This window comes from Staphylococcus succinus (assembly GCF_029024945.1).
Taxonomy (GTDB): Bacteria; Bacillota; Bacilli; order Staphylococcales; family Staphylococcaceae; genus Staphylococcus; species Staphylococcus succinus.
In genome coordinates, this window is the sequence record NZ_CP118976.1 from 1,713,668 (window position 1) to 1,736,560 (window position 22,893).

At 33.2% G+C, this 22,893-nt stretch carries 22 protein-coding genes; 3 read left to right on the forward strand and 19 right to left on the reverse strand.

Annotation, left to right across the window (positions count from 1 at the left end):
* Nucleotides 1–147 precede the first annotated feature (147 nt).
* From recG to PYW31_RS08340, 5 genes are all read right to left on the reverse strand, one after another.
* Nucleotides 148–2,193 (reverse strand): ATP-dependent DNA helicase RecG, encoded by a 2,046-nt coding sequence (recG, locus tag PYW31_RS08320; protein WP_046836218.1) that lies wholly within the window; start codon nucleotides 2,191–2,193, stop codon nucleotides 148–150.
* Nucleotides 2,194–2,195: 2 nt separating this feature from the next.
* Nucleotides 2,196–3,065: an L-serine ammonia-lyase, iron-sulfur-dependent, subunit alpha gene (gene sdaAA / locus PYW31_RS08325; RefSeq protein ID WP_046836217.1), complete on the reverse strand. Its 870-nt coding sequence runs from the start codon at nucleotides 3,063–3,065 to the stop codon at nucleotides 2,196–2,198.
* A gap of 14 nt (nucleotides 3,066–3,079) precedes the next feature.
* Nucleotides 3,080–3,745 carry an L-serine ammonia-lyase, iron-sulfur-dependent subunit beta gene (gene sdaAB / locus PYW31_RS08330; RefSeq protein WP_046836216.1) on the reverse strand — a complete coding sequence of 222 codons (666 nt, stop codon included), beginning with the start codon at nucleotides 3,743–3,745 and terminating at the stop codon, nucleotides 3,080–3,082.
* A 257-nt stretch (nucleotides 3,746–4,002) separates the two neighbouring features.
* Nucleotides 4,003–5,661 carry a fatty acid kinase catalytic subunit FakA gene (fakA, locus tag PYW31_RS08335; RefSeq protein WP_046836215.1) on the reverse strand — a complete coding sequence of 553 codons (1,659 nt, stop codon included), beginning with the start codon at nucleotides 5,659–5,661 and terminating at the stop codon, nucleotides 4,003–4,005.
* Nucleotides 5,662–5,676: 15 nt separating this feature from the next.
* A complete protein-coding gene (locus PYW31_RS08340; protein ID WP_046836214.1) occupies nucleotides 5,677–6,048 on the reverse strand; it encodes an Asp23/Gls24 family envelope stress response protein in 372 nt (123 codons plus the stop codon).
* Between the two features lie 229 nt (nucleotides 6,049–6,277).
* On the opposite strand from PYW31_RS08340, the gene rpmB reads away from it, so the two are divergent.
* Nucleotides 6,278–6,466 carry a 50S ribosomal protein L28 gene (rpmB, locus tag PYW31_RS08345; RefSeq protein ID WP_002483503.1) on the forward strand — a complete coding sequence of 63 codons (189 nt, stop codon included), beginning with the start codon at nucleotides 6,278–6,280 and terminating at the stop codon, nucleotides 6,464–6,466.
* A 77-nt stretch (nucleotides 6,467–6,543) separates the two neighbouring features.
* Here rpmB and PYW31_RS08350 read toward each other — a convergent pair whose 3' ends face one another.
* From PYW31_RS08350 to PYW31_RS08400, 11 genes are all read right to left on the reverse strand, one after another.
* Nucleotides 6,544–7,179 carry a thiamine diphosphokinase gene (locus tag PYW31_RS08350; protein WP_046836213.1) on the reverse strand — a complete coding sequence of 212 codons (636 nt, stop codon included), beginning with the start codon at nucleotides 7,177–7,179 and terminating at the stop codon, nucleotides 6,544–6,546.
* A gap of 5 nt (nucleotides 7,180–7,184) precedes the next feature.
* On the reverse strand, nucleotides 7,185–7,829 hold the full coding sequence (gene rpe / locus PYW31_RS08355; RefSeq protein WP_046836212.1) for a ribulose-phosphate 3-epimerase: 645 nt from the start codon (nucleotides 7,827–7,829) through the stop codon (nucleotides 7,185–7,187).
* The gene (gene rsgA, locus PYW31_RS08360; protein ID WP_046836211.1) at nucleotides 7,830–8,705 is read right to left on the reverse strand and encodes a ribosome small subunit-dependent GTPase A; all 876 of its coding nucleotides are present in this window, start codon (nucleotides 8,703–8,705) and stop codon (nucleotides 7,830–7,832) included. It abuts the gene before it with no gap.
* A 310-nt stretch (nucleotides 8,706–9,015) separates the two neighbouring features.
* On the reverse strand, nucleotides 9,016–11,052 hold the full coding sequence (pknB, locus tag PYW31_RS08365) for a Stk1 family PASTA domain-containing Ser/Thr kinase (RefSeq protein WP_046836210.1): 2,037 nt from the start codon (nucleotides 11,050–11,052) through the stop codon (nucleotides 9,016–9,018).
* The gene (locus PYW31_RS08370; RefSeq protein WP_046836209.1) at nucleotides 11,049–11,792 is read right to left on the reverse strand and encodes a Stp1/IreP family PP2C-type Ser/Thr phosphatase; all 744 of its coding nucleotides are present in this window, start codon (nucleotides 11,790–11,792) and stop codon (nucleotides 11,049–11,051) included. The genes pknB and PYW31_RS08370 overlap by 4 nt, the downstream gene beginning before the upstream one ends.
* A 4-nt stretch (nucleotides 11,793–11,796) precedes the next feature.
* Nucleotides 11,797–12,891 carry a dual-specificity RNA methyltransferase RlmN gene (rlmN, locus tag PYW31_RS08375; RefSeq protein WP_046836208.1) on the reverse strand — a complete coding sequence of 365 codons (1,095 nt, stop codon included), beginning with the start codon at nucleotides 12,889–12,891 and terminating at the stop codon, nucleotides 11,797–11,799.
* Between the two features lie 3 nt (nucleotides 12,892–12,894).
* Nucleotides 12,895–14,202, reverse strand: a complete 1,308-nt coding sequence (rsmB, locus tag PYW31_RS08380) for a 16S rRNA (cytosine(967)-C(5))-methyltransferase RsmB (RefSeq protein WP_235602245.1) — start codon at nucleotides 14,200–14,202, stop codon at nucleotides 12,895–12,897.
* 2 nt (nucleotides 14,203–14,204) lie between these two features.
* On the reverse strand, nucleotides 14,205–15,137 hold the full coding sequence (gene fmt, locus PYW31_RS08385; protein ID WP_046836206.1) for a methionyl-tRNA formyltransferase: 933 nt from the start codon (nucleotides 15,135–15,137) through the stop codon (nucleotides 14,205–14,207).
* Nucleotides 15,130–15,618 carry a peptide deformylase gene (locus PYW31_RS08390; RefSeq protein ID WP_046836205.1) on the reverse strand — a complete coding sequence of 163 codons (489 nt, stop codon included), beginning with the start codon at nucleotides 15,616–15,618 and terminating at the stop codon, nucleotides 15,130–15,132. The genes fmt and PYW31_RS08390 overlap by 8 nt, the downstream gene beginning before the upstream one ends.
* A 241-nt stretch (nucleotides 15,619–15,859) precedes the next feature.
* Entirely contained in the window at nucleotides 15,860–16,549 is a 690-nt protein-coding gene (locus PYW31_RS08395; protein WP_046836204.1) for a GNAT family N-acetyltransferase, read from the reverse strand.
* A gap of 90 nt (nucleotides 16,550–16,639) precedes the next feature.
* Nucleotides 16,640–16,834, reverse strand: a complete 195-nt coding sequence (locus PYW31_RS08400; RefSeq protein ID WP_046836203.1) for a helix-turn-helix domain-containing protein — start codon at nucleotides 16,832–16,834, stop codon at nucleotides 16,640–16,642.
* 455 nt (nucleotides 16,835–17,289) lie between these two features.
* Here PYW31_RS08400 and PYW31_RS08405 point away from each other — a divergent pair, with 455 nt between their 5' ends.
* On the forward strand, nucleotides 17,290–17,493 hold the full coding sequence (locus PYW31_RS08405) for a TM2 domain-containing protein (RefSeq protein ID WP_046836202.1): 204 nt from the start codon (nucleotides 17,290–17,292) through the stop codon (nucleotides 17,491–17,493).
* Nucleotides 17,494–17,629: 136 nt separating this feature from the next.
* Here PYW31_RS08405 and PYW31_RS08410 read toward each other — a convergent pair whose 3' ends face one another.
* Nucleotides 17,630–18,262 carry an esterase/lipase family protein gene (locus PYW31_RS08410; protein ID WP_046836201.1) on the reverse strand — a complete coding sequence of 211 codons (633 nt, stop codon included), beginning with the start codon at nucleotides 18,260–18,262 and terminating at the stop codon, nucleotides 17,630–17,632.
* A gap of 386 nt (nucleotides 18,263–18,648) precedes the next feature.
* On the opposite strand from PYW31_RS08410, the gene PYW31_RS08415 reads away from it, so the two are divergent.
* Nucleotides 18,649–19,008: an SdpI family protein gene (locus PYW31_RS08415; protein ID WP_275115337.1), complete on the forward strand. Its 360-nt coding sequence runs from the start codon at nucleotides 18,649–18,651 to the stop codon at nucleotides 19,006–19,008.
* A 115-nt stretch (nucleotides 19,009–19,123) separates the two neighbouring features.
* On the opposite strand, the gene PYW31_RS08420 is transcribed toward PYW31_RS08415, so the two are convergent.
* Nucleotides 19,124–20,149 (reverse strand): DUF418 domain-containing protein, encoded by a 1,026-nt coding sequence (locus PYW31_RS08420; protein WP_046836199.1) that lies wholly within the window; start codon nucleotides 20,147–20,149, stop codon nucleotides 19,124–19,126.
* Between the two features lie 334 nt (nucleotides 20,150–20,483).
* The gene (gene priA, locus PYW31_RS08425; RefSeq protein WP_046836198.1) at nucleotides 20,484–22,892 is read right to left on the reverse strand and encodes a primosomal protein N'; all 2,409 of its coding nucleotides are present in this window, start codon (nucleotides 22,890–22,892) and stop codon (nucleotides 20,484–20,486) included.
* Nucleotide 22,893: the final 1 nt, after the last annotated feature.

The following is a 22,893-nucleotide window of genomic DNA, read 5'->3' on the forward strand; positions in this document are numbered from 1 at the left end:
ACTTTAAAATAAGTGCTGTAAAACTTCTAACTAAAAAAGGCATGAGCTTAAAGATGAAATTTAATTCTTTAAGCTCATGCCTTTTTATTTAATGTGCGATAGCTGTTACAGGTAATCAGCAGTTTCAATTAAGCGATATGTGTTAGATTAATCGAAACTCATATACAATAAATTTTCTTCGATAAACGTTCTTAATCTTTGATATTGTGGTTCAAAAAATACACCTGATTGGATTAATTCTGCCGCTTCATCTCTTGCCACTTCAAGCATTTTATAATCTTCTACTACATTGGCAACCAAGAAATCTGGCAAACCACTTTGTTTCACGCCAAAGAAGTCCCCTGGACCTCTCATTTCAAGATCACGTTCACTTAATTCGAAACCATCTGTTGTTTGAGTCATAATGTTCATTCGTTCTATACCGGTCTCAGTTTTAGGAGAAGCAATAAGTACACAATAGCTTTGTTGCTCACTTCTACCTACACGCCCTCTAAGTTGATGTAAAGTAGATAGGCCAAATCGATCCGCATCATATATCATCATAAACGTTGCATTCGGGACATTTACCCCTACTTCTACAACTGTAGTAGATACTAATACGTCAATTTCATGATTACTGAATTGTTGCATCACATTATCTTTCTCATCAGAAGATAATTTCCCATGTAACAATCCCACTTTATCCGTTCCATAATAAGCCTGTAATGATTCATACAAAGCAACTACGTTTTGAACATCTTCTAAATGCTCAGAACTTTCGATAAGCGGACATATCACATATGCTTGACGTCCTTTTTTTAGTTCTGAAGTCATTTGATTTAATACACTTTCATACGCTTCATGTTTCGACCATGACGTTATTATAGGTTTACGTCCTTTGGGTAATTGCTTAATCGATGAAACATCCATTTCACCGAATACAGATATTGCTAGCGTTCTTGGTATAGGCGTCGCAGTCATAAATAATACATTAGTCATAGCGCCCTTCTCCCGCAACAGCTGTCTTTGATTCACGCCGAAACGGTGTTGTTCATCAGTGATAACAAGTCCTACATTATTGAAAACAACATCATCTTGAATAAGTGCATGCGTACCAATAATACAATCAATCTCATTATTATTTAGTTGCTCCAATAATAATTTACGTTTTTTCCCTTTAACAGAACCGGTTAATAAGGCAACATTCATCCTATCTCCAAAGATTTCAACCAAACTTTCAGCATGCTGTTCTGCTAAGATTTCAGTAGGTACCATTAATGCCGATTGGAACCCAGCTGTTTTCAATGCATACATGCAAATTGCAGCAACAACTGTTTTACCCGAACCTACATCACCTTGTAATAAGCGATGCATGCGAAGCGGTGCTTTCAAATCTCTAAATATTTCATTCACACTATGCTTTTGTGCATCTGTCAGTTCAAATGGTAAACTGTCAATGAAATGCTTAACTAATTGAATATCATAATCAACTTCAATTGCTTCATCAGATGTTTTTTCTAATCGATTTAACCATTGCATTCTTAATTCAAACATGAACAATTCAGTAAATGCATATGTTCTACGCGCTTTGATTAATGAGGCTTTATCAGAAGCAAAATGCAAAGCGTTAATCGTATCTTCAAGTGATTCCAATTTATACTTTTGACGTAAATCATCAGTAAGCCACTCATGAATGGTTACATCATCCAAAACTTGGCGAATCATATCTCTTAACGGTTTTTGTTTAATACCTTCTTTAATCCGATAAACAGGCTCAAACTGAGCTTCTTCCATCATATTTTGACTAAAAAACATTCTATTTCCATTAATTTCTTGTTTACTTCTATTCCATTTACCTTTTACAGTAACTGTACCGTGTAATTCGATTTTCTTTTTCAAATAAGGTTGATTGAAGAAAGTGCACTTTACCGCAATGTTATTCACCATAATATGCACTGTTAACTTTGATTTATTACGACCAAAAAAAGCGACAGTAGGGGTTGAATATACCTCACCTACCACTGTCACTATCGCTTGGTCTTCAGCTTCATTCAAATCAATCACAGTATTATCTTCATAACGTGTTGGCAAATATAGAATCAAGTCTTCAACTGTATAAATATTAAGTTCATTAAGTACAGCTAAGCGTTTCGGTCCTAATCCTTTAATTTGGGATAAGGGAAATGGGCTATCTATTAAATTTACTTTTGACATGTTTAATCACCAAATATTTCTTGTTTTAGACGCTGACCCGTAGGCGTACCTGCTAAACCACCTCGTCCAGTCTCGCGTAAAGCTGATGGCATTGTTTGTCCAATTTTATACATTGCTTCAATAACTTCATCAGTAGGTATCCTTGAAGTCACACCTGCTAAAGCCATATCTGCAGAGACAATTGCATTAGAAGCACCTGCTGCATTACGTTTCACACAAGGTACTTCTACTAAACCAGCCACTGGATCACATACTAAACCTAGCATATTTTTCAAACAAATTGCAAAAGCTTCAGCTGATTGTTGTGGCGTGCCTCCTGCAAGCTCAACAGTTGCACCTGCTGCCATAGCTGCCGCAGAACCTACTTCTGCTTGACAACCTCCTGCTGCGCCTGAGATTGATGCGTTATTAGCAACTACGAAGCCAAATGCGCCTGCAGTCAATAAAAAGTTCAACATGTCTCTGCGTGTTGGTTCTAAGCGTGGTTTAAGTCCAAATAACACGCCTGGTACCACACCTGCAGAACCAGCAGTAGGTGTTGCGCAAATTTTACCCATCGCTGCGTTAACTTCATTTGTAGCTACAGCTTTACTCACTGCATCTAATAATGTCGGTCCTGATAATGATTTTCCTGATTTCAAATATTCTTTGATTAATACTGCATCTCCACCTGTTAGCCCTGTTGTAGATGTTACACCTGCTAGTCCTTCGTCAAGTGCATTCTCCATAGTTTGCAGGTTCTTATCCATATGTGCATAAACATCAGCTTCAGATAATCCTGTTACTTCCATTTCTTGCTCAAGCATAATTTCATGAATCTTTTTATCATTTGATTCACACATTGCTATTAATTCTTCCACACTTTTAAACATGTATTACCCTCCGTTTAGGCGTCTCCCATGAGTGATACCGTCACTACACCATCGACGTTCTTAATTTGATTTATAATTTCATCATTAATAGCATCATCTAATTCACAAGTCATTAATGCCTGGTCACCCTTTTCTTTTCTAGAAACTTGCATACTACCAACATTAATACTAGAATCTCCTAATATCTTAGCTACGCTCCCAATCGTGCCAAATGTATCTTTATGGAAGACAAGTAGTGCTGGGTAATTCCCACTAATAGCAATATTAAAGCCATTTATCGCTACTACCTCAATCTTGCCCCCACCTATAGATACGCCTTCAACAGAAATTTCCTTCTCTGCCGCCCGCATATTGATGATAGCAGTATTAGGATGTGATCTTTCTTCAGCCATTTCTATAAAATTCACTTTCATTCCTATCTCTTCAGCTGTTTGCAGACTCGTTTGTATTCGGTCATCATCTGTATCATAACCCAATAAGCCTCCTACCAATGCAACATCTGTACCGTGCCCTTTATAAGTTTCCATAAAAGAACCATAAAGATATATATCTACTTGTTTTGGTGTCTCATTAAATAAATCTTTCGCTACAAGTCCTATTCTTACTGCGCCTGCAGTATGAGAGGAGGAGGGACCAACCATTGTAGGACCAATAATGTCGAAAACTGTTTTGTATTTCATATTTATACCCCACTCTTATTTTTAATGTTTCTAATGTGTTGCGCTTTCATTTACATATGACGGTTTTATTATAACAAGATAGCTAGATATTATAAACTAAAACTGGTTGCCTTGTTAAAGTTGAAATGACAAGACAGCCACGAATAAGCATTCAACTTTATAATATAACTCAATTGCTTGGTTCACACAAAAATATACGTAATTAGATTTGATTCTCTAATTACGTATATTTAATCTATTGTTCATTTATGTTTCGTTTACTCCACAGAAAATAAATATGGATAAACTGGTTGTTGCCCATGGTGTTGATCAAGTTCAACCTCAGGATATGCCGACTCAATCCAAGATTCAATTTGTGAAGTTACAGCATCACTTGTATCTTCACCCACAATCATAGTTATAATTTCACTATCTTCATGAATCATTTCTGATAATAGACCTTTAACCGTTTCTAATAAATCTACATGACTGGTAACAATTTTATCTTCAATCAATCCCATGAATGCATCTTTTTTAATTTCAACGCCATCAATGGTCGTATCTCTTACAGCATATGTTACAGCACCTGAAGTAACAGCTTCAAGAGATTCAATCATTCGTGATTTATTATCAATGAGTGTATCTGATTCATCATAATTAAATAACGCTGCAATGCCTTGTGGAATGGACTTAGTAGGGATGACTACTGCTTCAACACCTGCGATATCTGCTGCCTGTTCACTTGCCATCATAATATTTTTATTATTGGGTAAAATAATTGCACGTTTACATTGAGATTGTTCAATTACTTTCACAATATCTTCAGTTGATGGATTCATAGTTTGGCCACCGCTAATAATATTTGTTGCTCCCATAGATTTAAATAATTCTGATATACCATCACCCATTGAAATTGTAATGACTGCTGTCTCTACAGTTTCAGTTTTAGAATTGGTAGCGTTACGTTGTGAAGTTTCTTCTTTTTTAACAACTTCTCGATGTTGTTCACGCATATTTTCAACTTTTAACTTAATGAGCTCTCCATATTGTTGACCATAATTGAATACATCACCTGGTGTTTCTGTGTGTACATGTACTTTGACTATCTCATCATCATTGATTACTAATAATGAATCGCCAAATTCGCTCATATCTTCTCTAAATATTTGTTCATCAAACGCTCTTTTGTTTTTATCAAAACGCACCATGACTTCAGTACAGAAACCATAAACAATATCTTCCGTGTTGATCACACCATGAAAATCATGCTCTTCATTCACTAATGAATCTTTATCTAGTTTAGGCGCTTCAGAACTAACTGTTTCCCCTTTCATAGCTTTAAGGAAACCTTCATATACCAAGACTAAACCTTTACCACCACTATCTACAACACCGACCTCTTTTAATACAGGTAATAAATTCGGAGTATTTTCAAGTGATTTTTCAGCTTCTTCTAAAACATAAGACATAAGTTCAATACAATCATCCGTCTCTTCTACCTTATGTATCGCTGCATCTGCTGCATCTCTAGCTACGGTTAATATTGTGCCCTCTACTGGTTTCATAATTGCTTTATATGCAGTCTCTACACCAGCTTTAAAACTCTCAGCAAGCTGGCGCGCATTAATTTCTTCATATGCTTCTAACTGTTTACTAAAACCTCTAAATAGTTGAGATAAGATAACACCAGAATTACCTCTAGCACCCATTAATAAACCTTTAGAATATGTTTTTCCAAGTTCACCGATGTGCTGAGATATATTATGCTCTATCGCTTCTCTGCCTGATGTCATCGTCAAATTCATATTTGTTCCTGTGTCACCATCTGGAACTGGATACACATTTAATGAATCAACCAAGTCTGCATGATTTGATAAATTTTGCGCCCCTTGTATAATCATCTCGGCAAATAATTTACCATTAATTTTGATAACCATTGTGCGTTTGTCCTCCTAGTTTTTCGTGCCGTTATTCACTCGTACACCCTGTACAAATATATTTATTGAATTAACTTTTACTTTTAATGTTTGTTCTAATGTATATTTCACTGTTGACTGTAAATTACTTGCTACTTCTGAAATTTTCGTGCCATAACTTACAATAATATACATATCTACATTTATCACACCATTTTCTTCTTTGACAACAATGCCTTTAGAGTAATTTTCATGCCCTAATATTTCAGCAATGCCATCTCTGACCTGTTGTCTAGAAGCCATACCTACAATCCCGTAACACTCAACTGCTTTGCTACCTACAACTGAAGCGATTACTTCGTTTGAAATATCTATACTACCATAATCATTCGTGATTTCTAACGTCATTTATTAGGGCCTCCTAGTTTATGGTTATAAAAATAGTCATTACACTATTTGTCTACTTAAGAAAATACTACATTTACCCACATTTTACAATTATATCATAATTAACCGCTAACAAAAATAATAAACATGAAAAATTGCAACTTCATATTGCTATATCAAATGAGATGTGGTACATTATTCAAGTATGTAGTAGATACGTGTATTTATATTTATTAAAGGAGGTACTTTCATGGGCAAACAATGTTTCGTAACAGGTCGTAAAGCTTCAACTGGAAACAATCGTTCTCACGCTTTAAATTCTTCTAAAAGAAGATGGAATGCTAACCTTCAAAAAGTTAGAATTCTTGTAGACGGAAAACCTAAAAAAGTTTGGGTTTCTGCACGTGCTTTAAAATCTGGTAAAGTAACTAGAGTTTAATAAATATAATGCACGAAAAGACCAGTCCTTATGTGGAGGAATGGTCTTTTTTTATGCTTTATTTCATTGTTTATCAATCAATCTTTACTTCTTATCATTAGTACATTGCCTTCTGAAATCTGCACTTCTCCCTCTACATTGTTTAATTCATTTGAAATCGTTAAAGTAGAACCTAACTTAAGCATTTCATTTTCCAAATTGTATTTAAACTTAGCTAATGATATAACTGTTGGATATGTAACAGGGATAAAAGATATATATGGATAATATTGACTATATTGGATCTGATGATTACCCTTTTTTAAAAATTGAATTTCATTACTTTCATCGATAATCTTAATACCAATATTCTGTTGAGTATATTCCGACTTTTCTAATGTCTGAAGCGCTCCCATAAAATGATCTAGTCTTCCTCCGGTTGCGCCATATACACAAATTTCCTTATACCCACTAGCTACAGCTTGTTCAATACCCAAAGCTAAATCTGTATCATTTTTTTCTGAGTTAAGTGGATTAATTGTAATATGTGATTCTATATAAGCTTTTTCTTCATTTGTAACAGAGTCAAAATCACCCACTGCAAATTGTGGAATAATTCCTGCTTCTATTAAAATTAGCGCTCCCCGATCTATACCTATCCAGTGAGTCTCTTTTTGTACCTGTAATATATCTTTCGGTAAATTTCTATCACCACATAACAAATTAACTTTCATCTATCTCAGCCTTTCAATATCTTGGTTACCTCTTTATAATCCTCATGTTTAAAAAAGTATGATCCTGCCACTAACATTGTAGCACCATGGCTTACTACAGATTCTACCGTTTCGTCATTAATTCCACCGTCTACTTCAATATCAAAACTCAAATTTAAATCATTTTTGATTTTTGATAATTTATCAAGTTTTTCTATAGATTCATTAATAAATGTTTGACCACCAAAACCTGGATTTACAGTCATTACTAAGACAAAATCCACAATTTTGATTATAGGTAAAATCGAACTCACCGGTGTCCCTGGATTGATAACTACACCTGCTTTTACATTCTTAGATAGAATTTGTTCTATCACTCTATGAATATGTGGTGTTGCTTCCACATGTACCGAAATCATATCAGCACCATGATCTGCAAATAACTCAACATATTTTTCAGGTTCTTCAATCATCAAGTGTACATCTATTGGTAAATGCGTTCCTTTACGTACCGCATCTAAAATTGGTAACCCGATAGAAATATTGGGCACAAATTGGCCATCCATAACATCGAAATGTACACCGTCTACCCCAGCTTCTTCTAATGCTGTTAATTCTTCTTGTAACTTTAAAAAATCTGTTGATAATAATGATGGATATAGCTTTACCACTTAATATCTTTCCTTTCTATTTGCAATTTCATTGAAAAGTTGTAAGTAATGGTCGTACCTGAACTGGGCAATATTTCCTTTTTCCAATTCAGCTTTAACATTACATTTCGGCTCTTTAACATGATTACAATCTCTAAATTTACAGTGTTCACCGTATTCATTGATTTCCATAAAATATTTTTTTATATCATCTTTTTGAATATGATCATAATCTAATGCACTAAAACCTGGCGTATCTGCAATAAAACCATGACTACGTTCAAATAGTTCTACGTGCCTTGTTGTATGACGGCCTCTATTTAATGATTTAGATATATGTTGCGTTTCTAACATTAATTCTGGATAATATTGATTTAATAGTGTCGATTTGCCTACGCCAGACTGTCCACTCAATACGGCTAAACCGTCTCCCCACTCTAAAAAGACTTTTTTTATATCATCGTGCATACTAATAAACTGTGTTTTATAACCCATTTCTTCATATACATTTAATAATTGAGATACTTTTTGTTGTGTTTCATCTGAAGCTAAGTCTTTTTTAGTCACTAGAATACGTGGTCGTAAATGGTATGAATGTGCAATGACTAAAAACCTATCCAATAATTGCGTTGAAAAATCTGGCTCAACCGCGCTCATCACTATAATCAGATGATCTACATTACTGACAGGTGGTCGTTTTATTTCATTTTTCCTACTATGCACATGATGAATATAACCTTCATTTACATTTTCTACTTCGAAGTCTACGACATCTCCAACAATTGGTGAAAATTTATTTTTTCTAAAAAGACCTCGCGGCTTAGTATCATACATTTGTCCTTTAACATCTACACGATACACGCCACTGATTGATTTAATGATGCGTCCTGTTTTCAATTAGGCACCCCTCTTTTAAAAGCTATTACGTTATATATTATAGCAAAGCAATTTTAATTTAAATATGATTTTAGGCTATTTCGAGTAAAATCCACTATTATATTTTCTAAAATAGTGAAAATGTTAATATACATATCACTTTAGTTTATTTTATATTAAAATAAAACACCATTTCGACAATTTATTTTGTCGAAATGGTGTTTATCTGTAAAGTGCAAAATTAGAGACACTAAACTCACTGCGTTCTCTTGGTTCGCAAGTGTTTCACTTGCATAAGAGACACTAAACTCACTGCGTTCGTTAAGTGTCTCTAAAAATCATAGGGGATATCTTTATCTGCTACAATCTTATCATCAACGCGTATGGTATAGCCTGCTGTTTTACCTTTTTCAATTGTCATCGGTATTTTTATAGATTTATTATTTTTAATCTTGAATGTTTGTGAAGCTGAAGTTCCTTCATCGTCTTTATCTCTTACATATACCTTAACTTCTTGACTCTTGTCATCTTTACCTGTATATGGGATTTCATACGTTTCTGTATAATTCTTCGTTTGAGCTTCATCATCACTATCTTTTGCTTTGTCATCTTCTTCAGATTTCTTAGCATCAGTATCTTTTTTGGCAGCGCCTTTAGAAACTGTAAATTCAATAGTTGAACCTTCATCTACTTCTTCATCTTTAGGTGATTGGCTAATGATGCTATCTTTTTTAACTTTGTCGTCTTCTCGTTCTTCTGTAACTATAACTTTGAATCCTTTATCTTCCAACGCTGTCTTAGCAGAACTTAAAGGTTTCTTCTCATAGTTTTCCACATAAACTTGTTTAGTACCTAAAGATTCAGTTAATGTAATTTCACCGTTATTCATTTTAACTTTATCACCAGGGTTTACATTTTGAGCTTCAATAAGTCCTTTCGCCATATTATTCTTAGAATATGACTCTTCAACTTTGACATCTTTGATTCCTAACTTTTTAAGTTTCTCTAAAGCTTCATCTTTAGGTAAACCATATAGGCTAGGCATGTCTACCATTTCAGGTCCTTTAGATAATACAATATCAACCTTACTTCTTTGCTCTAATCGCTCACCTTTTTCAGGTGTTGTTTTAACAATTTTATTTTCTGAGTATTTATTGCTATACTCACGCGAAATGTCACCAAGTTCTAACTTATTATCTTTCAGAATGCTTTCAGCTTCTTTTTCAGTTTTCCCTGATAAGTCTGGCGTTTCTAAATATTTATTACCAAACATGCCCATTGCCATAAATCCAAATAAGCCAAATAATAACAACACTATAATCAAACTGTAAATAACTTTCTTTTTCTTGGAACGTTTTCGCGTCGCCGTTCCATAAACATGTTCTTCACTAGATTGAAATTGCTGCTGGTTGACGATCGGAATTTGCATCGTTTGTTTAATATTTTTCTCTTTATCTTCTTCACGAGCTTGATTAGCAATTTCCGCCTTATTAATAGGTACTGTTTTAGCATTTGCCTCATCTGATTGGTATATTGCTTCATCCTTACGACTATCAGCGAGCACACTATCTAAATCATTTTGCATTTCATTAACAGCGAGATAACGATCTGCTTTATCTTTTTCAGTTGCTTTTAATACCACATTACTTAAAGCTTGAGGTATGTCTGAACGTTTATCTGTAGCATTAGGCATTGGATCTTGAATATGTTTTATCGCAATTCCAACGGCCGTCTCTCCAGTAAATGGTGGTTTACCCACAAGCATTTCATACAATACGACACCTATAGAATAAATATCAGTACCGTTATCAGTCGACTCGCCTCGCGCCTGTTCAGGTGAAAGATATTGAACAGTACCTAATACATGATTGGTCTGAGTCATTGTCGTTTCGCTTAGCGCTTTAGCTATGCCGAAATCCAATATTTTCAATGTTTGATTCTCATCTACTAAAATGTTTTGAGGTTTAATATCACGATGAACAATTTGGTTATCATGAGCGTGCTTAATCCCATCAATAATTTGTTTAGTAAAATTCAATACTGTTTGAACGTCTAACGGTTTATGTTGTTTAATATATTCTGATAATGTTAGACCTTGTATGTATTCCATTACTAAAAAGAAGTTTTCATCATTCTCTGTCACATCAAATACATTAACAATATTATTATGTGATAGTTGAGTAAGATTATGTACCTCTCGCTCAAAACTTTTGATTGTTGTTTCTTTTTCACCAGCTGGAATCCTGATTGCTTTAATTGCTACTTTACGGTTGAGTATCGAGTCTTCTGCAAGATAGACAGTACTCATTCCACCGCCACCAAGCTTCTTACTCACTTTATAGCGATCATTTATTATCTTGCCTATCATACTTTATCACCTTCAATCTCAGCCAAAACTAAGCTTACATTATCATTGGTTTGGTGAGATAATGCAAGTTCTATTAAATTTTGACCATGTGTTTCCAAATCATCTTCTTGAATCAATGCATCTTGAATCATAGGATCACGTACAAAGTCAGTTAACCCATCAGAATTTAACATCAAATAATCATAAAATTTTATTTTTTTCACAAATATATCTGGTGTAACTAATTTATCAGTTCCCATGACTTTTGTGATGATATTGCGTTGTGGATGATTAATTGCTTCTTCAGCGCTAATTTGACCTATCATAACTAAATGATTCACAAATGAATGATCATTTGTAATTTGTTCAATCTCTCTACTATTTACTAAATAGGCACGTGAATCTCCAATATTCGCAACGACGATATAGTTATCAAAAATTAATGCACAGACACAAGTTGTACCCATACCTTGGTATTCTGGGTTTTCTACTGATTGTTGATATAATTCACGGTTAATATTTTTTAGTGTTTTGCGCAACCAAGTCTCAGCTTGTTCTGCCTCGATTAAATTTTCTTCTTCGAATCGACGTTGCAGTTCATTTGTTACGAATTGGCTTGCTACTTCACCTGCAAGATGTCCACCCATACCATCACAGAGTACTAGTAATTGTTGCTCTGTCTGGTTATAAAAAACACCACCTGCATCTTCGTTCTTATCACGATATTGACCCGTGTCAGTAAAAAATTGTGCTTTTAGCATGTCTCTACCTCGTTTCTACTTGTCGTTCCTTAGCTCTTAGTTGACCACATGCAGCATCGATGTCTGCACCTTGCTCACGTCTGATTGTTGCATTAATACCCAAACGTTTCAATTCTTTTTCAAATTTAAAAATGTCTTCCTTAGGTGTTTTAACATAATTTCTTTCTGGTACGTGATTGACTGGTATTAAGTTAACATGGCAATTTAATTTTTGTATTAAGTGTGCCAATTCTCTAGCGTGCTCAACTTGGTCATTAACGCCACCGAATAAACCATATTCAAATGTAATACGTCTGTTTGTTTTTTCTTGATAATAATTAATAGCTTCCATTAGTTTTTCAACATTATAAGCTCTGTTAATCGGCATTAAACGTGAACGCACTTCATCATTTGCACCATGCAAACTCACAGCAAAGTTGATTTGAATGTCTTCATCTGCAAAATCATAAATACGAGGAATGATACCAGATGTAGAAACTGTAATATGGCGTGCACCAATATTTAAACCATTATCATCATTTACAATTTTTAAGAAATCCATCATTTCATCATAGTTCTCAAATGGTTCTCCTATACCCATAATTACAATTTGTGATACGCGTTCTTCAGACTCATCAAGGGCTTTTTGAACAGTTAATACTTGCGATACAATTTCTCCAGCTTCTAGATTACGTTTCAATCCACCTAATGTAGATGCACAGAATGTACAACCAATACGACAACCAACTTGAGTCGTAACACATACAGAGTTTCCATATTCATGTCTCATTAGTACTGTTTCAATTGTATAGCCATCTTGCAATTCAAATAAAAACTTAATTGTGCCATCTCGACTTTCTTGTTTTACTACTGTAGTCATTGTCGTCATCGTAAAGTTTTCGTTAAGAATCTCTCTTAGTTCTTTAGAAAGATTTGTCATTTCATCGATGCTGTCTACTCTTTTTTCATAAAGCCATTCAAAAATTTGCTTCGCTCTAAACTTTTGCTGACCCTTTTGTGCTAGCCAATCTTCCATCTCGTCGTATCTTATCGAATAGATTGATTGCTTTTCAAAATTGGGAAGAAACTTGTTCTTTTTCTTCTTATCTGCAGTTATCATAAATTAATTTTCCTTTCTTTTAATCCTAGTAATGAAAAAGCCATCAGAGTTAAAATCTTGAGGTAGAACTTGCATCGTTTTTACTTTTTCTCCAGTGATTGGGTGTTCAAATGTATCGAATTCAAAATCATTATTTTCTTTTAAAAATGTGTATATTACGTTTTCATTTTCTAATTGTTCAATAGTGCACGTAGAATAAACAAGCGTACCGCCTGGTTTCAAGTTATCTTTAACATTATTTAAAATTTCTAGTTGAATCTCAACGAGTGAATTAATAGTATGTTGTGACTGTTCATATTTAATTTCAGGCTTATGTCTTAATACACCTAAACCGCTACAAGGTGCATCAACTAAAATCTTATCATACACTTTATCATATTTTTCGGTTGCATCGTGTTCAAATGCTGAAATGTTAGACAATCGTAATTTTTTAATATTAAAATCTATTAAGTCTATTTTATGTTCATGTATATCCGTTGCATCAATATGTCCTGTGCCGTTTAACACTTCTGCGATATGACACGCTTTCCCACCAGGTGCACTACAAGCATCTAAGACTTCATCGCCCTCTTGTAAATCCATTAGCTGAGCAACAAACATTGAACTTTTATCTTGTATAGATACTAAACCATCTTTAAACATACGAGAATCAATAATTGGCTTCCCACTGACATGTAAACAAGTTTCAATTTCTTTATCCTGTTCAACAATATATTCATCATCTACTAACCTTCTTATTGCATCTTCAATCGTAATTCTTGTCACATTCACTCGAACAGTTTGTGTTACTTTTGTTAAAAATGACTGTGCGATAGCTTCGGTTTGTTCAATTCCAAAATGTGTTGCCCAATGATCTACTAACCATTTAGGTAAACTGTATTCAATGGCTATTCTTTTTTTATCATCAGTAATTTCAGTGAAATCTGGTAATTCGCTACGCATAATATTTCGTAAAATACCATTTACAACATTACCATTATGAGGTCCACCTTTATGTTTTGCAATTTCCACAGCTTCATTGATAATTGCATGTTCTGGTACTTTATCCAAATATACATATTGATAGATACTCATCCATAAAAGTTGTCTCACCCAACCTTTAAGTTTAGTTTGTACAAATGGCTTCAAAAGATAATCTAAAGTAAATTTTCTTTTTAATGTACCATATACAAGTTCGGTAAATAATCCTTTGTCCGCACGATTTAATTCATTATTTGATAACACGTCGTTTATAATGATATTACTATATGCTTTATCATTCATAATGTCTTGCAACGTTTCAAACGCTAATTCTCTAACATTATTTTCTATTGTCATGATAATACCTTCCCCACGAGCGACGTCTGTACGCCACTCAAATAATTTGCTGCAAGCATTCGTTTTTTACCAGCTACTTGTATATCAGTTAAAGCAATTGCATCTTCCGAACCAGTAGCCACAATGATCGCTTTTTTAGTTGTTTCAATAATTGTGCCAGGTGTTCCTGTTTTATCTTTTTCAATTCGCGATGCATATATTTTCATATTTCCATCATCCATTACAGTATATGCCACCGGCCACGGTGAAAGACCTCGAATTTGGTTGTATATAGCTTCAGCGGGTAACGTCCAATCAATTTTTTCGTCTTCACGACGAATATTAGACGCAAATGTCGCTTCACTATCATCTTGTGGCACACTATCATTCGTACCATTAATAATAGATGGCAACGTCTCTTTTAATAAATCCGCGCCTAAAAAGCTTAATTTTTGATGCATTGTCCCCACATCATCTTGATGTTCAATTTCTATTGCTTTTTGAGAAATAATATTTCCTGCATCTAACTTTTTAACCATATACATAATTGTAATACCAGTTTCTTTTTGCCCATCAATAATTGCTTGGTGGATTGGTGCGCCACCTCTATATTTAGGAAGCAATGATGCATGGACATTAATAGCACCTAATTTAGGTGAAGCTAATAATGCTTCAGGTAATAATTGTCCAAAAGCTGCTGTAACAATTAGATCAGCATTTAATTCAATAAGTGTTTGTAAATCTTCTGATTGCGCTAATTTTTCTGGCTGGTAGACTGGAATACCATGTTCAACTGCTACTTCTTTCACAGGTGGCGGTGTTAATTTACGTTTTCTACCAACTGGTCGATCTGGTTGTGTTACAACTGCTATCACGTTATGTTCAGCAATTAACATTTCTAATACTTTCGTTGAAAAATCAGGTGTTCCCATAAAGATGATTTTACTCATTGTTAAAATACGCCTCCAATTCAGCTTCATTTAAAAATTTCTCTACACGTTCTGTAAATAACTTACCCTCAAAATGGTCAATCATATGTAATATCATGCGAGCAATATCATCATATGCAGTCATTTCTACTTCATTACCTTTTTTATCATTGCTTTTTATTACAATCATTTTACTGCGTGTTACTTCACCGAAAACATCCGGAATACTAATAGACCCTTCAAGGTCCGTAACTTTTTCATCGGATTCACTTATCAATTGAGGATTTATCAGTTGTAACAAGCCATCCGCTTCCATATCAATGATCGCTACTTTTTGTGCAATGCCAATTTGTGGAGCGCATAAAGCTGATGCCTCGACGTCATACATTGTATCTTCTAAATCGAGTAACAATTGTTCTAATTGCTTATCAAATATTGTGACTTCAGGAATAGATTTTTTTAGAATTGGGTGTTGACTTGCAACAAGCTGTTTTATCGTCATACTATTTTCTCCTTAGAAAATTTCATCATATCATTATAACTTATTTTATATGAAAATGCACCATGCTTCACATAAAAGTATCAATCTATCTAAGCTCATAATCCAATTATATGCTTAGTGAAGCTTCTAATTTATTTGAAATTAAAAAATTAAAGAAGATGAATCTCAATGAATTGAGACTCATCTTCTTTATAGTTCTAACTATTTGAAGGCTTATTTAACTCCACCTACTTGCTTTGGTTTATATGGAAAGCTTATTCAATTGTTTCTCTGATTCATCAAAGTTATTTTCATTTAGCCATTCTTCATAATTGTGTTTGATGTCTTGCCATTCGCTTTCAATAATGGACAACCAACATGTATCTCTATTTCTATTTTTATATATTAAGTGGTTTCTAAATGTTCCTTCATATTTGAACCCTAACCTTTGTGCTGCTTTTTTTGAAGGCTCATTGAGTGCATCACATTTCCATTCATACCTACGATATCCTAATGTATCAAATATGTAGGATGCCAACAAATAATGTACTTCTGTAGCAATGCGTGTTCGTTTTAATACATTTGCATAATGGATATGCCCCACTTCAATAGAACCTTTTTGAGGGTCTATTCTTAATAAGGCGATTATACCTATTGCTTCATTATTGTTCTTATTTATGATTGAAAAAAAGTATGGGTCTTTTGAACTTATTCTATTATTTATATACTGCTGAAATTGTTTATAATCTGTGATTTGATCATCTGGTAAATATGTCCAATTGGGAGCATCTTCCGGCTCACTAAAATGCCGAAACAAATCATCAGTATGATTTGAGGATAATTTTTCTAAACGACAGTAGTTCCCATCTAACGTTGTTATATTAGGCAAGGAGGGTTTTTCAAAATGCGTTATTTGATCTCCAATAGGCTGATTAAATTCATTAAATCTCATTTATCTATCACTCCCATATATTTCAGTATCATTTTTAAATCAATCACTTTAACATAACATTATAAAATACACAATTAACTTTCGCAATATTCAGACAATATCCTCGGAGGTCGTGTTAAAAAACTCTGCTAATATCTTAGCCTCATCATTGCCTAATTTTAATTCATTTGTTTCTATGCGCTCTATTTTTTCGGGACTCAAATTCGTTTTATACAATGACGCTAGACGATTTGATAATTCTTCAATACTTAAGCCTGTTGCTTCTCTATTACTTAATAAACTCATAGGCATAACCCCTTACGCAATAAATTTACTTGATGAACGTTAGTGATCCATCAATGTATACATAACTCACTTAGTAATATCGCTACATTATCAATAACTTAAATAAATATGATTAAAATTTATATTGGACTCGTTACTATTTAATATAACTGCAATATGTATTAAATGCAAATTTAAATTGGATATTTTTTTTATAAATTCGTATATTTTTCTAACAATTCCTATGGTTTTAGTATATTTTATGATTGACTTAATCCATACCAAACTGTCAATATTCCCATCGTTTGACTATTCACAGCAGCATTGGGATAATAAAGGTATAATCAACTAGAATGAAGTATTTTATTATTTTACCGCATTACAGTTTAAATTTAAGCACTGTGATATAGTGTCAAATTTAATCTATAGTCAATAAGCAATCTTTATATTTTATCTATAATTAAGGAGGAAAGACGATGGAAGTAAATAAAATCATTTATATTTTACTAGCTTTTTTCTTAGGTAGTTTTGGCGTGCATAAATTTTATGCTGGCAAAAATATGCAAGGTCTCTTACACATATTATTTTGTTGGACAGCGATTCCTCACATCTTAGCTATCATTAGTGGTGTTTTAGTGGCATTTAAACCTGCTGATTCAAACGGTAATGTAACACTTTAACTATTAGCCATATAAAATTCAACAGTTATCAAGCATGCCTTATGTTATGCAAAGATTTATATAGAAAGCACCAATCTATGAATGCATTCATAGATTGGTGCTTTTGAAGTGTTATATCTTTTTTATAAAAATACTTTTAATTTGTGTTTTCTCCGCCACCATTTAGTCCCTCTTTAATGTATCCCTTAACTTGAGAATTAACGAGTAGACTTAAATGATCAATACCTGTTAATCGAATGTTTTTACCACCATATAACCTTGAAAGACTTGGAGCTACTATACCGTCTGTCAAACTATAAATAGATGTATAAAGTATTTTATCATTAGGATCCGTACCAGGTAATGCTTGGTTTGTCGTTAGACCATTAGCACCACCTAGTGTTACTACGTTATCCACTTTATTTCCTCCACCTAAATTTTTTATGTAATATAATGTATTTGCTCCACCCATACTATGAGCTACGATATCCACTTTTTGGGCACCTGTTCTTTGTAAAACACTGTCAATGTAACGTTTTAATTGTGGGCCATTAGTGATATTAGAACCTTGTTTATTATAAAATTCAACACCATAAAATTGATTACTATTCCATCCTTGTGAAGCTAAGTATCTCTCTATACTATAAAAATTACTAGCGGTACCTCCAATTCCATGTACAAAAACAACTGAGTTATGTTGTTCAGCAGCTTGAACGGTATTTCCTTTATTTATAGGAAGTGCAATTGCAAAAACAACAACTAATAATATTGACAACAAAACTTTTTTCATTAAATATCCCCCTAAATTATATATCTTATAAATTAACATATTTTAATATTACAACAATTATTTCATTAAATATATAAAAATTTTTAGTTTTATAAAATTATAATTCTTTGATGTGCTTTTGTAACAACAATAAATATTTCAAATCTCGTAACAAAAAATATACGTCGTATAAATTTTCATAATTTATACGACGCAGTTATCTTAATATTTACTTTTATTCACCGATTATTTGTTCATGTATCTATCACTTCACCTGTGTAATCAAAACACGATACACAATCATTTCAGCAAATGAAGTACAGTCCTTTCTTGGAACCTACTAACCTTTTATCTAAAAATAACTTTTCACTATAATCATTATATGTTCAAATTGAATAGATAGGGATGTGATATATATTATTCTATTTATAGTAGTGTTGATTAATATGATGATTTCTACAATTTACGAAAAACATCATAAATTATTAACTGAACACAGGAATTTATTATTAGGTTATAGAACACCTCGTGCCTTAAAAAATGAGCAAAACTGGTGTGTAGCACAAAATGAATTTATAAAATATAGTAAATTATTTAATCGTTACTTTATATATGTAGGAACGATATGGCTAATAATTGATCTTATTGTAAACTTAAAAGCTATGTCTATGATTCTACAATTCGTTAGTCTGATTCTGTTAATTTTGCTTATAATCTTTTTTACAGAAAAGAATATTAAAGCATTCGAAGAATCACAAAAAACTTAAAGCATGTTTTATCATTGTCACACCTCTTCAAAAGATGACAATTTTCTTATTGTAATTTGCAACATGATATATAATATAGACGACAGACGCCAATATTATTACTCGAATATTAAAATTATTTTTTAATTATACTAAACAGCTTCCAATAAGTTCCTAAACGCCAAATATATTCCAATGGTCCATATTCAAAGTATTTCAACCACCACGCACTGAATATCAATTGAAAAATATAGACCGTAATACAAATCCATAAAGTATCTATATAATCTATACGCCCATTACCTATAAGTAATATCGCTAAGTATATTAATAAAGTCTGTCCTATATAATTTGTAAGTGCCATTCTCCCATATAGTTGCAATGGGCATAAGATTCTGCGCAAAATTTGAACTCTAACACTTAACAATAATAAAGAGACATAAAATAATGCTATAAATGGACTAGTAATAATTATTAAATGTTCATAAATAGCTTTATCTTGAATAAAGTTATTTATTACTTCCTTACTTAAAGCACCATCTATAAATTTATAATTTGGAAATACATAAAACTTACTTAACATAATCCAACTGGCTAGTGATAATAAACCAGATACGCTCATTAATACCACTAACACTTTATTTTTTACATTGTCAAAAATATTAAATTGTCCTGCTGTAAGCCCCAATATAAAGTATGGAATCGGTAATAACGTTTTATTTCCTATATATAAACACAAACCTAGCAAAATTAACCCCACACTTAAATTTATATATTTATTTAAATAATAACTTGGTATTAATAATAGCCCCATGATTGAATATAACAATAACGCTTCCCCTGGCTGAAGTAATTGATGCACAATACCGAAACCCGCTAAAATAACTAGTCGCCTTATAAAAACTATAGTACTATTTAATTCTTTAGCTTTACTATTTCGAATAAATATATAAAAACCCATTCCAAACAAGAATGAAAAAATTGTGAAGAATTTACTTTCAATAAAAAAATCAAGAAACTTTAAATAATTAGCTTGTTCATGATTGATGGGTATTGGTAAATGAAATATAGTAATTATATTCGTAAGCATGATACCAAGTAAGGCAAATCCTCTCATATAATCTAATTCTAAAATTCGTTTACGCCTCGTATCTAATGCCATGATAATCTCCTTAATAATATTTTTTCTTTGATACTAAAATAATATTATCAGAAAAAAACGCTTTTACATCTTACATTCTTGTCACTTGTTTTATAATCACTTCCGTAACAGTACTTAACCTTAAATATATTAAAAAGCCCCAACAATGTTAGTTAAACAATTTTTGAAAACAACTACTATGATATACACACATATAATAAAAAAGGGCAAATAGTTAATTAAGAAGTTAGAAAACATTCCCAATTAAACCATCTGCCCTTTTCTCTCCTGTAGTTCATGTTAATAATCTCTATTGTCACTGTGACGACTATAATCAAGCCACTTAAGCACTTTTTTACATCATCATTTGTGGGTTAATATCTATTCTTAATGATAATTTATCTTTTAAGTACAAATCATGATAATAATCATCTAAATATTTCAACGCCTCGTGTAACGCAGGTTCATTTTTATATTTAACTAGGATTTGAAAGCGATACTCGTTATTTATTCTTGATAATGCTGCTGGTGATGGCCCTAGTACTAGTGCTTTCTCTGTTAGATGTTGTAACAAAACTTTATGAATATGTTTAGAAGCTTCCATAACTTTTTTCATATCTTTATGTGCAATGGTAAAGTTAATCATAAAGAAATAAGGTGGATATTTACCTATTTTTCTGTAATTCATTTCTTTTTGAAAAAAAGCAGTATAGTCATTATCTTGAACATCTTTAATTGCATAATGTTCTGGATTGTAGGTTTGTATAATGACTTCTCCTTCTTTCTCATGACGTCCTGCACGACCTGCAACTTGTGTTAGCAATTGATATGTACGCTCACTTGCTCTAAAGTCAGGTAGATTTAACATCGTATCTGCATTCAAGACACCCACAAGCGTGATATTGGGAAAATCTAATCCTTTGGCAATCATTTGAGTACCTAATAAAATATCCCCTTTACCAGCACCAAAATCATCTAATAATTTTTCATGTGCGCCTTTTCTAGATGTTGTATCTACATCCATACGGATAATACGCGCTTCTTGAAACGCCTCTTGTAAAAGCTCTTCCACACGTTGCGTACCAGTACCTACTTGTCTGATATGCTCACTTTCACAGCTTGGACATTTATTAGGAGGTGTTTCCCGATGGCCACAATAGTGGCATTTTAATTGATCGGTTGATTTATGGTACGTCAATGAGATGTCACAGTTTGGACATTGTGGCACATGTCCGCAATCACGGCACAACATAAACGAGGCATAACCACGACGATTTAAAAACAATACAATTTGTTCTTTGCGATCTAATCGTTGTTGAATTGCTTCTCGTAATTGTCCTGAAAACATAGACCGGTTACCTGCACTCAACTCGGCTCTCATGTCGACAATTTCTATTTCTGGCATCGCCTGTTGATTCACTCTATGTGGTAAAGATAATAATTCATAAACACCTTTATCTGCTCTTGCATAGCTCTCTAAACTTGGCGTCGCACTTCCTAATATCAACGGACAATCGTGATACTGACTACGCCATTGTGCAATATCTCTAGCGTGATATCTTGGATAGTCTTCTTGCTTATATGAAGATTCATGTTCTTCATCAATAATAATCATTCCTAAATCTTTAAATGGTGCAAATACACTTGACCGTGCGCCAACGCTTACGCGTGCTTTACCATCTCTTATCTTTTGCCATTCATCATACCGCTCACCTTTGGATAAACCAGAATGTAATACTGCAACCTCATCACCAAATCGACGTTTAAATCTCAATACCATTTGCGGCGTAAGTGCTATTTCCGGTACGAGCATCATCGCTTGTCTATCTAGATTTAATACTTCCTCGATTGTTTGTAAATAAACTTCGGTCTTTCCCGAACCTGTAACACCATGTAATAGAAATGTCCGTTGTTCATGCGTTTTGATGGTTTCTAAAATTGCATCAAAAGCTTGTTGTTGTTCAGATGTAAGTAGTTGCTTTTCATCTTTTTCAAAAACTCGTGTTTCAAATGGGTCGCGTTCTACGATCGCATCATATTTCTCTATATAAGCTTTACGTGTTAATGTATCTACACTTGATTTTGAGAATCCCATTTCTTCTATATGTTTTAACATTACTGTATGATGACGTTCATCAACTAAATAGGCATATAAATCATATTGCTTAGGTGACTTTTCTAACGACCCTAAAACGGCGTCATAATCAAAGTCTTCAATCACTCTCACCGCACGTTGTTTCTTTTTACTGAGCTTTTGAGAAAGTATAGTAACTTCCTCAATTGCACCATTTTTTAATAGTGGTGCTATGGTGGCTAAATCGTCATTTTGTTGTGCTGTTTTATATAAATAATGACCTTCTTCATTAAATCTTCGTTGCAATTGTAATGGAACAGCTTCCGAATCTACCACAGAAAAAACTTTTGTATACTTCGCTTTGATTGCACTCGGTAACATAACTTCCAACATTGAAATACGTTTGGTAACAAAATAATTATTATACCAATCTGTTAATTCAATAAGTTCTTGGGTCAACTCTGGCTTGATATCTTGAATTTCTTTGATTTCTTTTAATTTCGATATATCTATACTATTATCTGGCTGTTCTGTAATCACCATGACATAACCTTGTATCGTCCTATGGCCAAAAGGAACCACTACACGCATACCTACTTGTATCATTGATTGCAATCTAGAAGGAATGATATAGTCAAAGGTGAAATCTACACTCTTAGAAGGTATATCAACAATTACTTTTGCTATCATT

Bases quoted from the DNA above. Each gene is read 5' to 3' on its own strand.
- recG (WP_046836218.1), bottom strand. From the start codon at position 2,193: ATGTCAAAAGTAAATTTAATAGATAGCCCATTTCCCTTATCCCAAATT.
- sdaAA (WP_046836217.1), bottom strand. From the start codon at position 3,065: ATGTTTAAAAGTGTGGAAGAATTAATAGCAATGTGTGAATCAAATGAT.
- sdaAB (WP_046836216.1), bottom strand. From the start codon at position 3,745: ATGAAATACAAAACAGTTTTCGACATTATTGGTCCTACAATGGTTGGT.
- fakA (WP_046836215.1), bottom strand. From the start codon at position 5,661: ATGGTTATCAAAATTAATGGTAAATTATTTGCCGAGATGATTATACAA.
- PYW31_RS08340 (WP_046836214.1), bottom strand. From the start codon at position 6,048: ATGACGTTAGAAATCACGAATGATTATGGTAGTATAGATATTTCAAAC.
- rpmB (WP_002483503.1), top strand. From the start codon at position 6,278: ATGGGCAAACAATGTTTCGTAACAGGTCGTAAAGCTTCAACTGGAAAC.
- PYW31_RS08350 (WP_046836213.1), bottom strand. From the start codon at position 7,179: ATGAAAGTTAATTTGTTATGTGGTGATAGAAATTTACCGAAAGATATA.
- pknB (WP_046836210.1), bottom strand. From the start codon at position 11,052: ATGATAGGCAAGATAATAAATGATCGCTATAAAGTGAGTAAGAAGCTT.
- PYW31_RS08370 (WP_046836209.1), bottom strand. From the start codon at position 11,792: ATGCTAAAAGCACAATTTTTTACTGACACGGGTCAATATCGTGATAAG.
- rlmN (WP_046836208.1), bottom strand. From the start codon at position 12,891: ATGATAACTGCAGATAAGAAGAAAAAGAACAAGTTTCTTCCCAATTTT.
- fmt (WP_046836206.1), bottom strand. From the start codon at position 15,137: ATGAGTAAAATCATCTTTATGGGAACACCTGATTTTTCAACGAAAGTA.
- PYW31_RS08390 (WP_046836205.1), bottom strand. From the start codon at position 15,618: ATGACGATAAAACAGCTTGTTGCAAGTCAACACCCAATTCTAAAAAAA.
- PYW31_RS08395 (WP_046836204.1), bottom strand. From the start codon at position 16,549: ATGAGATTTAATGAATTTAATCAGCCTATTGGAGATCAAATAACGCAT.
- PYW31_RS08400 (WP_046836203.1), bottom strand. From the start codon at position 16,834: ATGAGTTTATTAAGTAATAGAGAAGCAACAGGCTTAAGTATTGAAGAA.
- PYW31_RS08405 (WP_046836202.1), top strand. From the start codon at position 17,290: ATGGAAGTAAATAAAATCATTTATATTTTACTAGCTTTTTTCTTAGGT.
- PYW31_RS08410 (WP_046836201.1), bottom strand. From the start codon at position 18,262: ATGAAAAAAGTTTTGTTGTCAATATTATTAGTTGTTGTTTTTGCAATT.
- PYW31_RS08420 (WP_046836199.1), bottom strand. From the start codon at position 20,149: ATGGCATTAGATACGAGGCGTAAACGAATTTTAGAATTAGATTATATG.
- priA (WP_046836198.1), bottom strand. From the start codon at position 22,892: ATGATAGCAAAAGTAATTGTTGATATACCTTCTAAGAGTGTAGATTTC.